Annotated in this window: 12 protein-coding genes; 3 read left to right on the forward strand and 9 right to left on the reverse strand. The window is 61.4% G+C overall.

Features of this window, described 5'->3' with window-relative positions; all coding sequences use genetic code 11:
- The 6 genes from DBR18_RS27860 to DBR18_RS27885 all read right to left on the reverse strand — a co-directional run.
- Positions 1–1605 (reverse strand): acyl-CoA synthetase family protein (locus DBR18_RS27860; protein WP_108592761.1); only part of this gene is annotated, 1605 nt, incomplete at its 3' end.
- On the reverse strand, positions 1602–2147 hold the full coding sequence (locus DBR18_RS27865) for a hypothetical protein (protein ID WP_108592752.1): 546 nt from the start codon (positions 2145–2147) through the stop codon (positions 1602–1604). The genes DBR18_RS27865 and DBR18_RS27860, both read right to left, overlap by 4 nt.
- On the reverse strand, positions 2144–2398 hold the full coding sequence (locus DBR18_RS27870; protein ID WP_003220947.1) for an acyl carrier protein: 255 nt from the start codon (positions 2396–2398) through the stop codon (positions 2144–2146). The genes DBR18_RS27865 and DBR18_RS27870 overlap by 4 nt, the downstream gene beginning before the upstream one ends.
- A gap of 9 nt (positions 2399–2407) precedes the next feature.
- Entirely contained in the window at positions 2408–2668 is a 261-nt protein-coding gene (locus tag DBR18_RS27875; protein WP_007967290.1) for a phosphopantetheine-binding protein, read from the reverse strand.
- On the reverse strand, positions 2649–3458 hold the full coding sequence (locus DBR18_RS27880) for a 1-acyl-sn-glycerol-3-phosphate acyltransferase (RefSeq protein ID WP_108592753.1): 810 nt from the start codon (positions 3456–3458) through the stop codon (positions 2649–2651). Before DBR18_RS27880 ends, DBR18_RS27875 begins: the two co-directional genes overlap by 20 nt.
- Positions 3434–4153, reverse strand: a complete 720-nt coding sequence (locus DBR18_RS27885; RefSeq protein ID WP_108592754.1) for a beta-ketoacyl synthase chain length factor — start codon at positions 4151–4153, stop codon at positions 3434–3436. Before DBR18_RS27885 ends, DBR18_RS27880 begins: the two co-directional genes overlap by 25 nt.
- 382 nt (positions 4154–4535) lie before the next feature.
- On the opposite strand from DBR18_RS27885, the gene DBR18_RS27890 reads away from it, so the two are divergent.
- Positions 4536–5306 carry a ParA family protein gene (locus DBR18_RS27890; protein WP_108592755.1) on the forward strand — a complete coding sequence of 257 codons (771 nt, stop codon included), beginning with the start codon at positions 4536–4538 and terminating at the stop codon, positions 5304–5306.
- A gap of 113 nt (positions 5307–5419) precedes the next feature.
- Here DBR18_RS27890 and trxC read toward each other — a convergent pair whose 3' ends face one another.
- Positions 5420–5854, reverse strand: coding sequence for a thioredoxin TrxC (gene trxC, locus DBR18_RS27895; protein WP_007967298.1), 435 nt, complete (start codon positions 5852–5854; stop codon positions 5420–5422).
- Between the two features lie 193 nt (positions 5855–6047).
- Here trxC and DBR18_RS27900 point away from each other — a divergent pair, with 193 nt between their 5' ends.
- Both DBR18_RS27900 and DBR18_RS27905 read left to right on the forward strand, forming a co-directional pair.
- The gene (locus DBR18_RS27900; RefSeq protein WP_108592756.1) at positions 6048–6344 is read left to right on the forward strand and encodes a type II toxin-antitoxin system HigB family toxin; all 297 of its coding nucleotides are present in this window, start codon (positions 6048–6050) and stop codon (positions 6342–6344) included.
- On the forward strand, positions 6341–6742 hold the full coding sequence (locus DBR18_RS27905; RefSeq protein ID WP_108592757.1) for a type II toxin-antitoxin system HigA family antitoxin: 402 nt from the start codon (positions 6341–6343) through the stop codon (positions 6740–6742). The genes DBR18_RS27900 and DBR18_RS27905 overlap by 4 nt, the downstream gene beginning before the upstream one ends.
- A 6-nt stretch (positions 6743–6748) precedes the next feature.
- Here the strand turns inward: DBR18_RS27905 and selO are convergent, their stop codons facing one another.
- Both selO and mscK read right to left on the reverse strand, forming a co-directional pair.
- A complete protein-coding gene (selO, locus tag DBR18_RS27910; RefSeq protein ID WP_108592758.1) occupies positions 6749–8212 on the reverse strand; it encodes a protein adenylyltransferase SelO in 1464 nt (487 codons plus the stop codon).
- Positions 8213–8260: 48 nt separating this feature from the next.
- A partial coding sequence (gene mscK, locus DBR18_RS27915) for a mechanosensitive channel MscK (RefSeq protein ID WP_108592759.1) occupies positions 8261–11243 on the reverse strand: 2983 nt, incomplete at its 5' end.

An 11243-nucleotide genomic window follows, 5' to 3' on the forward strand; every position in this document is an offset into this window, starting at 1 on the left:
CTTGCCGCGCTCGGGATCGAAACGCAGGTGCAGCTGGATTTCATCGCCGGGGCGCACCAGTTGCTGGAATTTCAGCACTTCCATGCCGGCGAATTTGCCGGGCAGGTTCAGCAGTTGCTGACCGAGTTTCAGCGCCCATTCGACTTGCACCACGCCGGGCAGCACCGGGGCTTTGGGGAAGTGGCCGCTGAAGTAGGCCAGATCCGGCGGAACACTCAGTTGCAGACTCCATTCGCCGTCGGTTTCGACCTGTTCCAGCACCTCGGGTGCCTTCGGTCTCGGTGCCAGCAGCAGGGCTTCGATGTCGGCCTGCGGCAGCTTGCCCTGGCTGTTCAGCGGCAGTTGCCGCACCAGACGCCAGCGCCGGGGCAAGGCCAGGGCTTCGCAATGCTCGCTCAGATGTTTGCGCAGCGCTTCGGTCAGGCTGCGGCGGCCGTGTTCGCGCAAGGCGAACAGACCGTCCTCGCTGAGCACCAGCAGCGCCCCGAGCACTGCGCGGTTTTCCTGGACCACGCCCAGCCGCGCTTCGGCAACCCAGGCATGGGCGACCAGCGCCTGCTCCAGCATCGGCAGGGAGATGCGCTTCTCTTCGAGTTTGACGATGCGGTCCAGCCGCCCCAGCAATTCAAAGCGGCCGTCTGCTGCGATGCGTGCGGCGTCGGCGGTGTGTTCGACATGTCCGGCCGGCAGGTAGGGCGAGGCGATCAGCAGAGCGCCGTCGCTGTCCTGGCTCAGTTCCACCCCGGCGAAGGGTTGCCACAGGCTCTCGCCCTGACGCCAGGCGATGCCGCCGGTTTCCGAGCTGCCGAGGATTTCCGTCGGCCACTGTTGCAAACGATCATGCAGGCTTTGCGCGGCATCTGCCGGTAATGCGCCGCCGGAGGAAAACACCCGACGCACGGCGCTCAGGGCCGGCCAGTCGAGGTTGTCGCCCATCCGTTTGAGCAGGGCTGGACTGCCGACCCAGGCGAAGGCCGGGTGCTCGCGGCTGGCGCGCTGCAGATCTTCCGGGAATGGCAGTTGCCTGCGCACGAACGGACGCCCGGCGCACAGCGGCCACAACACGCGGAACAGCAAACCATAGATGTGCTGGGTGGCGACGCTGCCGATGATCCAGGCCTCACCCAGATCCGCGCCCCACAGTTGCTCCAGTGCCTCGACTTCGTTGGCCAGTTGGCGCAACGTCTTGTCGATGCGCTTGGGCTCACCGCTGGAGCCGGAGGTGCACAGGCTCAGGCGGCACTGCTCGAGATCCAGTTCAACGCCGGGCAGGGCAGGCTGCAGCAGATCGCTCAGGTGAGCGTCATCGGGATGATCGCTCAGCCACAGATCGACTTCGCTCGACCAGCGCTGGCGGGTCTGCGCTTGCAGGTCCGAGGGCAACAGCACACTGACACCGGCACGCCAGGCACCGAGCAGTGCGATGGCGAGGTCGGCGGCGTCTTCCAGATGTACAGCCATGCGCTGCACATTGCGCACTTGCAGGCCGGCGGCAACGCTCAGCGCCTGCTCGCGAAGTTGTATGTGATCGAGGGCCGGGGCGGCGCTGATCGCACGCTCCGGCAGGGCCTTGAGCAACAGTTGCTCAAGTTTTATCCAGTTCATTTACGGCCTCTCACCCGTTGTCGTATTAGCCATTCAATGGCAAACATCAGGCCGATCAATCCATAGGAAATCAGGCCGGTGTACAACATCCACCAATGCAGCGGCGCCCACAGGGTCAGGAGCGCGGCGCACAAACCGTTGCAGAAGAAAAACACGCTCCAGGCCACGGTGACCTGGCGGGTGTAGCGGATGGCTTCGGGCGGCAGTTGCGGCTCGCGCAGCCGCGCCAGACGCTCGACCATCGGCGGTCCGTATTTCAGGCTCAGGCTGAACAGCACCAGCATGAAGCCGCTGATCAGCACCGGATACCAGCGCAGCAACAGCGGACTGTCGAACACCGCCAGCAGCAGGCAGAACACGATCGCCACGCAGGCCATCCAGCGGCTGCCGGGTTTGCGCTCACCGGTCAGTGCGCGTGCCAGCCACAGGCCGCCCAGCAGCAGGCCGAACTGCCACGGGGCGAAGTGCTCCATGCCGAAATACACCGCAAAGGGGTACAGCAGGCCTGCCAGCAGCAGGCCCAGGCCGATCAATCGGCTCATGCGGCCGGTTGAACCAGGCGGTAGACCGCCTCAACCACGTCACCGACAGTGCGCACCGACTTGAATTCCTCGGCGGCGATTTTCTTGCCGGTCTGGCGTTTGATGTGATCGATCAGGTCGACTGCGTCGATGCTGTCGATCTCCAGATCCTGATACAGGTTGGACTCCAGGCTGATGCGCGCCGGATCCAGTTCGAACAGCTCGACCAAGGCATCGCGCAGGGTGTTGAAAATGTCGTCACGAGTTTGCATGGTCCGGTCTCAAGCTGCCTGTTTTGCCGTGACGAACGCCGCAAGGCTCGCCACGTTGGTGAAGTGGTTACGGGTGTCTTTGGCGTCGGCGTCGATCTTGATGCCGTACTTTTTCTGGATCGCCAGACCCAGCTCCAGTGCGTCGACGGAGTCCAGGCCCAGGCCTTCGCCAAACAGCGTCTGCTCATCGCCGATGTCGTCGACGCTGATGTCTTCGAGGCCCAGGGCGTCGATGATCAGCAGTTTTATTTCACGGTGCAGATCGCTCATCTTCGGCGAGCTCCTTGATGTAGTAAGAGTGCAAATAATCGTTGAGCTTGCGCGAGGCCTGCGGGGCCGGGCCTTGCATTGCGAAAGTCTGTGGGTCTATATCGGCCCCGACACGAAAACTGAAGTGCACGCGGCGGCGGGGGATGCGATACCAGGGTTCGGCCTTGGTCAAAGTGGTCGGGCTGACCTTGATGACCACCGGTGTAAGGAGTTTCGCACCGCGCAGGGCAATCGCCGCAGCCCCCCGATGAAAGGCCGGCGCCTGACCGGGTTGCGTGCGGGTGCCTTCGGGAAAAATGATCAGGGTCTGGCCGTTTTGCAGGCACTCGGCAGCGGCGTCGAGCATTTCCATGCTGCCGTCATTGCTGATGTATTCGGTGCTGCGCAGCGGGCCACGGGTGAAGGGGTTTTCCCACAGGTTTTTCTTCACCACGCAATTGGCATGGCGCACCAGGCCGATCAGGAACACCACATCGATCAGCGACGGGTGGTTGGCGATGATCATCTGGCCCGGCCGGCCGAGGCGCTCAGCCCCTTGAATGTCATACGTCAGCACGCCGGTACGGGCCATGAACCGCACGAAAAACCAGAACAGCCGACTGACGGTCAGCCGCGCGCGCTGGCGATGCTTGAGCGCGTCACCCGGCAAACAGCCCAGCAGCGGAAATACCAGCAGCCGCAGGCACAGCCCGCCCAGCCCGAACAGGGCAAAACTTGCGGCAGTGGCCAGCAAGCGCCAGTAATAGGCGTCGCGGTTCTTTTCGCTCACGGGTTGCGTTGCCAGGTCCATACACGATTTTTCCAGGCATGTTGGCAATGGGATTGCTGGCCGAGCAGGGTGCGCACCAGATTGAGCGCGTGTGGCCAGTGCGCTTTGGACACTGCTTCCTGGCCGCTGTTCAGGGTCAGCCGCCAGTCGGTACCGGGGGTGAGCAACAGGCCCAGCGCATAAGGGAAGGGCACGTCGTCGACCCACTGCGAATAAGCCTGGGGTGGCTGTTCTTCAGTGATGATCAGCAGCACTGCCGGCGCGCCTTCGCCGAGCAGGGCCGCGGCTTCCAGCATGCCATGTTCCAGGCCATCGCCCGCCGCCGCGAGGGCGGTCATTTCGCTGGTTTCGCCGCGCATGATCGACCACAGACCAATGATCGCGTTGTGCACCGACAGGCTGAACTGGGTCGGCGACAACGGCTCGTCTTTCGCCAGATCACTGAGGATTTCGAAGGTGCGCGGGGTTTCGCCGTGGCGCGACACAAACACCAGCGGCAAATGTTCGTGCCCTTCGGCCAATGGCCAGCCGACACTGAAAGCCATGCGCGCCAGACGGCTGAGTCGACGGCGCTGCATGGCTGGCAGAAACGACACATCGGGCGCGGCATCACTGCTCTGGAGCACGACCGGTTGTCGGCTCCAGGCCTGCCAGGCGTCCACGCTGTCGAGCCCTGGGGCCCACGCGCGCCATTGGGCGATGTTGAAGTTGATCACGGCATTTATCCCGCCCCTGCGGGCCTGTATTGACGCGTTGAGTCGCCAAAGCCGCAGCCGGGCTGTGCTGACGTTACCGGACGCGGCGTGGCGTCTGACGTTCGGGTGGCGCGCATTATCCCGGTGCGACGAGTGTGTAGCAAATACTGGTTACATTTTGCGCAGTGAAATGTACCGATCGGTTCGTGGAAAAACTGTCAATTAGCCATTATCCAGATTGGCACAGGCCTGTCTGTCGGGTATCTCGGCGATCAATGACGGTTTTTGCTCTGTTGTGGTGGGGATATTTGCACCTGACTCTGTAGTCCGGGTCGTTGAAGGTAGCGAAGCGCACGCGCAGACAACTACACTCGGTCATTCTTTGATACACGGAGGTTTTGTCATGCGGCGCGTGGTGTTCAATCAGAAAGGTGGCGTGGGCAAATCCAGCATTGCCTGCAATCTGGCGGCGGTCAGCGCCAGCGAAGGCTATCGCACGCTGTTGGTGGATCTCGATGCCCAGGCCAACTCCACTCAGTATCTGACGGGGCTCACCGGCGATGACATACCGATGGGCATTGCCGACTTCTTCAAGCAGACCCTGTCTTCCGGGCCGTTCTCGAAGAAAAACCAGGCCGACATCTACGAAACCCCGTTCGACAACCTGCACATCATCACCGCCACCGCTGAGCTGGCCGATCTGCAGCCCAAGCTTGAGGCCAAACACAAGATCAACAAGCTGCGCAAATTGCTGGATGAGCTGGACGGCGAATACGACCGGATTTATCTCGATACGCCGCCAGCGCTGAATTTTTATGCGGTGTCGGCGCTGATCGCCGCCGATCGCGTGCTGATTCCCTTCGATTGCGACAGCTTCTCGCGCCAGGCGCTATACGGGCTATTGGCGGAGATCGAAGAGTTGAAGGAAGACCACAACGATGGCCTGGAAGTCGAAGGCATTGTGGTTAACCAGTTTCAGGCCCGGGCCAGCCTGCCGCAACAGATGCTCGATGAATTGATCGCCGAGGGCTTGCCAGTGCTGCCGGTGTATCTGAGCAGCTCGGTGCGCATGCGCGAGTCGCACCAGGCCAGCACCCCGCTGATCCACCTCGACCCACGGCACAAGCTGACGCAGCAGTTCGTCGAACTGCACAATCTGCTCGAAGACCACTGATTTTCCTGTGGGAGCGAGCCTGCTCGCGAAGAGGCCAGCACGTTCAACATCTCTGGTGACTGAACGGGCGCCTTCGCGAGCAGGCTCGCTCCCACATTGGGTTCTCCGGAGGGTCAGATGCCCTGGCTACGCAGCCACGCCATCAACTGCGGCAACGGAAACGCCCCGCTCTGGCGCGCCACTTCCCGACCGTTCTTGAACAGAATCAAGCTCGGAATCGAGCGAATCCCCAACTGCGCCGACAACTGCTGATTAGCCTCGCTGTCGAGCTTGGCCAGCCGGCACTTGCCCGCCAACTGCGCCGCCGCCTGCTCGAACACCGGCGCGAACGATTTACACGGCCCGCACCAGTCCGCCCACACATCCACCAATAGCGGCAGATCGCCCTTGATCTGGCTGGCGTAATCGCCTTGCTTGAGTTCGAACGGCTTGCTCAACAGCACCGCGGATTTGCAGCGCCCGCATTTTGGCTGGTCGGCGAGGCGTTCGGCGGGGATGCGGTTGAGGCCGTTGCAGGCGGGGCAGGGGATGAGGAGTGGAGTGGTCATGAGCGAGGTCCAGTGAAGGGCGATAAACCCTAATTGGAGACGTTTGCTCATATTTTCAATCATGCGGATTTCAATGTTGGATCTAGGCTGAGTCGTACCGAAGCAGACCGTTGGTCTGCGTGGATGTATCGCAAGTTGCGATAATTTTATTTTGTGATTAACTCCCCATAGCAGAATGCGATAAGGATGTTGCATGCATGTGTTCAGTGAAAAACCCATTCGAGAGGCCAAGGAGCAGTGGCCACAGGCAGCAAGCGCGCTAGCGCAATGGTTTCGTCTGGCAAGCAGGAGTTATCCAAAGGACTTTGCGGCAATGAAGTCGATATTTCCTGCCACCGACAAGGTGGGTGATCTCCACGTTTTCGACATTGGTGGCAACAAACTGAGGCTAATCGCTTTTGTCAGTTATCGGTCACAAAGGCTCTACATCAAGCATGTGCTCGACCGCCGCGAATACGATCGGGGCAAATGGAAGGAGGGAAAGGTATGAGTAGTTTGATCAAGACAGTTGCCGAGCACTGGGAGTTTGTCTCTCCGTTGCTGCGAAAACCGAAAAATGAAGAGGATTACGACGCCTTGGTTCAGGCCGTCGACGAGATCCTTGAGATAACCGGTGATGATGGCTCGCACCCACTCGCGAGTCTGCTGGACATCATCAGTGACTGGATTGCCGAGTGGGATCGCACACACCATCCGATGGCCGATGCGAGCGGAGAAGAGGTCCTCGGCTACATGATGCGCGAACATGGTCTGACTCAAAGCGATCTGCCGGGTGTGGGTACTCAATCCGTTGTTTCAGAAATTCTGAACGGCAAGCGCAAATTGAACCTGCGGCAGGTTCGCTGGTTGGCCGACTACTTCAAGGTGCCTGTAGAGGTGTTCATCTAGTCTGCCTCAAGACGAACAACTGATCTCCAGATGCTTGCCCCACTCCGGTGGCCGCTCGGCGTAACCTTCCATCCCCGGCTGCTCGTCGAACGGCTTGCTCAGCACCGAATGCAGCCGGCGCACCTCGGAGTAGTCGCCTTGTTCGGCGGCGTCGATGGCTTTTTGCGCCAGATAGTTGCGCAGGATGTACAACGGATTGACCGCGTGCATGCGCGCCCGGCGTTGTTCCTGATCGCTGTCGCCATCGCGGGCAACCCGTGCTACGTAACGCTCGCCCCAGGCATCGAAGCCTTTGATGTCGACGAAGTCATCGCGCAAGTGGGCGACAGCTTTTTCGGCTGACTCTTGGCCCAAGTGACGGAAGAACAACGTGTAGTCGACGCCGCTGTTCTGCATCAGCTGCAGCAGGTCTTCGAGCAGTTTCTGGTCGTCGTCTTCGGCGGTGGTGAAGCCGAGGCGGCGGCGCATCAGGTCAAGGTAATGCGCCTGGAACAGTGGCAGGTACAGGCCGAGGGCTTCGCGCAGGGCCTCGACGCTGATGAACGGCGTCAGGGCCTGAGCCAGGGCGCTGAGGTTCCACTGGCCGATCGGCACCTGGTTGCTGAACGAGTAGCGGCCCTGATCATCGGAGTGGTTGCAGATGAAGTTGGCGTCAAAGTCGTCGAGGAAGGCGAACGGGCCGAAGTCGAATGTGATGCCGAGGATCGACATGTTGTCGGTGTTCATCACTCCGTGGCAGAAGCCGTAGGCCTGCCACTTGGCGATCAGTTCAGCATTGCGTTCGACGATTTCGCGAAACATCGCCAGATACGGTTCCGGCTGCTCCAGGCATTCGGGGAAGTGCATCGCCAATACGTGTTCGCCGAGCAATTTCTGCTGCTCGGGGCGCTTGGTGTAGTAGAAATATTCGAAGTGGCCGAAGCGGATGTGGCTCGGCGCCAGACGCAGCACCATCGCCGCACGCTCCTGCTTCTCGCGCCAAACCGGGGTGTCAGAGCCGATTACGCAGGCCGCGCGCGAAGACGGAATGTTCAGCGCGTGCAGCGCCTCGGAGGCGAGGAATTCACGGATCGACGAACGCAACACCGCGCGGCCATCGCCCATGCGCGAAAACGGCGTCTGCCCGGCACCCTTCAGATGCAGGTCCCAGTGTTCGCCGGCGTTGTTGTAGACCTCGCCGAGCAACAGCCCGCGACCATCGCCCAGTTGCGGCGTGTAGCCGCCGAACTGGTGCCCGGAATAGACCATCGCCCGTGGCTCGGCATCGGCCCACAACTTGTGGCCGCCGAACAGCTCGGCAAACTCTTGAGTGTCAGCCGTTGTCGGGTCGAGATCGAGCAGGGCCAGCGCGGCGGGGCTGGCGACGACCAGACGCGGGTTGTCGATCGGCTCGGGCAGCACATGGGCGGAAAACGCATCACCCAGGCGGGCGAAGCGGTTGTCGAAGGTCAGTTCGTCGAGGGCTTTCACGGGCCGGCTCCAGCAGAATGTCCGAGCATTCTGCTGGGATCAGACCGGTTAGTCGAGTTTGGCTGGCGGCGGCTCTTGCAGCGGCTTTTGCTCACCGCTGATCGGCACGATGGTTTTGTTCTCGTCCTCGATGGGCACCAACTTGTATTCCTGGCCATGAAGGTTTTTCAGGTAAACCTCCATCTGGCGGAACGAGATGTTGATGTGCTGCTTCTTGAATTCGCGATTGATGAAGCGGTTCACCTCGTCGATCACCGGATTGCGGTCACCGAGGTCACGCACGTGCATGCGCAGTTCGTGGTCGAGGGTGCTTTCGCCGAAGTTGAGGAAGTACACGTGCGGCTCGGGCTCTTTGAGCACGCGCGGGTTTTCCCGGGCGGCCTTGAGCAGCAGTTCCTTGACCAGATCCAGGTCGGAGCCGTAATCGACGCCGAGTTTCAGGGTGACGCGGGTGATGGTGTCGGTCAGCGACCAGTTGATCAGCTGCCCGGTGATGAACGTCTTGTTCGGGACAATGATGTCCTTGCGGTCGAAGTCGGTGATGGTCGTGGCGCGGATGCGGATCTTGCTCACTGTGCCCGACAGGTTGCCGATGGTAATGGTGTCGCCGATCCGCACCGGGCGTTCGAACAGGATCATGATGCCGGAGATGAAGTTGGCGAAGATCTCCTGCATACCGAAACCGAGGCCCACCGACAGCGCTGCCACCAGCCACTGCAACTTGTCCCAGCTGACGCCGAGGGTCGACAGGGTCGAGACGAAACCGACGCCGGCGATCACGTAGGACAGCAGCGTCGTGGTCGCGTAAGCGCTGCCTTGGGCCAGGTTGAGTTTCGACAGCACGAACACTTCCAGCAGACCCGGCAAGTTGCGCGCCAGGGCGAACGTGATGCCGATGATGATCAGCGCGCCGAGCATGTCGCCGATGCTGATCGGCACCATGCTCATGTTGGCGCCGGTGCCGCTGGTGTATTCGTAAAGTGTGATGTTGTCCAGGTACGAGAACACCGAAATCAGGTCAGCCCAGACCCAGTACAGCGCGGCGATGAAGCCGCCGAGCAGGGCCAGACGGATCAGGCGCAGGGACTGTTCGTTGACCTTTTCGATATCCAGCGTCGGCTCTTCGATAACCGCTTCGCCGTCGCCGGCCTCTTTCGCCGCCTGACGCTTGGCCAGGGCGCGCTGGTAGGCCAGACGTCGTGCGGCGACCGCCAGACCACGAACGAACGTGGCTTCGATCACCAGCCAGAACATCAGCAGGTACAGGGTGTTGATCAACCGGTCGCTGAGTTTCAGCGCGGTGTAGTAGTAGCCGAAGCATACCGCGACGAACAGGGCGATCGGCAGCAGGGTGAACATCACACCCACGGCCTTGCGGAACAACGAGGTGTTTTCGTGCGCCGGGCTGCTGATCAGCAGGCGGCTGAGCAGCCATGCCATCAGCGCGTAGCAGGTCAATACCACCGGCATGCCGAGCACGTCGTCGGCCAGCGCCGCCGGTTGCAGCTCGGCGACGGCCACCACGGTCACCAGCGCCATCACCACCAGCCCGAGGCGACGGATCCAGCCCTGCAGGAACTCGACCTGCGGCTTGTCCCAGCGGAAGTGCAACTCGGCCACGCCGCCCGGCGAAAGAATCCGGTAGGCGGTGTAGAACACCAGCCACGCCTGACCCATTTGCAGCAACGCCGCGCCCATGTTGGCGTTTTGCCCGCGGGCATCGATCTGCAGGGCCAGACCGCACAGGCCCAGGCCCAGCGCCACTGGCATCGCCAGCAGAATATTGATCAGGATCGCCTGCGGCGTATGCCACTGGCTGTCACGCTTGAAGTGCCCGATGTCCTGGTGAACCTTGTTCAGTCGTGCGTACAGCGCCTTGCGCCGCCACAGCAGAGCGCCGATCAACAGGGCCAGCGGCAGGAACAGCAGCGGACGCTGGGTCAGGCCATCGGTCAGCTCGCTCAGGCTGGAAGCCAGCGGCAGGGTATCGATCTGACGTTTGAGCCGCTCCGGCACGCTGCGTATCCATTCAGCGTCCAGCGGCTTGTTGCTGGGAATCCAGAACATCTGCTCATCGAGGGTCGCGCGCAGGCTTTGCGCGGTACTCAACAATTGTTTCTGGTTGAGTTGCAGGGTGATCGATTCGTTGAGCATGGCGCTCAATTCGCGGTTCAGGCGTTCGAGCAGGTCGGCACGGGTGTTGGCCAGATCCAGCAGGCTTTTGCGCAGTTGCGGAGTGACCTGTTCCGGCGGTTGCGTGGTCAGCAGGTTGTCGACATAGGCAGACGGATTGCTCAGTTGCTCACGCTGCTGACTGACGTCGAATTGCCACAGGCGAATGTCGGCGATCTGATCCGCCAGGTCCCGGTCGACCTTGAGTCGCGGCAGCGCCTGCTTCTGCTTATAGAGAATCTTCGACAGTAGCAGGCTGCCCTTGAGCACGTTGATCTGCTCGTCGAGGGCCGAGTCGCTCTGGGTCAGGCTGTCGAGTTGCTGTTTGGTCTGCAGATTCTGCTGGGTGACTTCGTTGAGGCGGTCAGTGCTCTTGAGCAGGTAGTCGGAAAGCTTGAGGTTGGCCGCGCTTTCGATGGCAAGCAGACTGCTGCCGCCGGCCTTCTGTGCTTCGATCGACTGCTGGGTGACGGTTTCCTGCGACTGCGCCAGACGCTTCTGGTTGATCAGTGTTTGCAGTTCCTGGATCTCGCGGTCGAGGCGGTCGGCTTTCTCCGAGAGCAGGTCATGCTGGCTGTTGCCCAGATCCTGCAACTGGCTGTTGCCGGCCAGTTCCTGGCGGCGCAGCGGAATCAGTGCGTTCAGCGCCGCGAGCTCGGCGTTCAGTTGGTCGCGCTGCTCGGCACTGACGGTCTTGCCGCTGTCCTTGCCGGACTTGAGGATGTTGTTGATCTGCTGAATGCGCGTCTGGCTGGCGGAGATTTCCGCCTGCGCACGCTCGGGGCGGGTCTGCGCGGTGATGATCAGGCTGTTGGCGTCGGCCAGAGCCTTTTGCAGATCGCTTTGCTGGGTCGAGCGG

Origin of the sequence: Pseudomonas sp. HMWF021 (genome assembly GCF_003061005.1) — a bacterium.
Lineage (GTDB): Bacteria > Pseudomonadota > Gammaproteobacteria > Pseudomonadales > Pseudomonadaceae > Aquipseudomonas.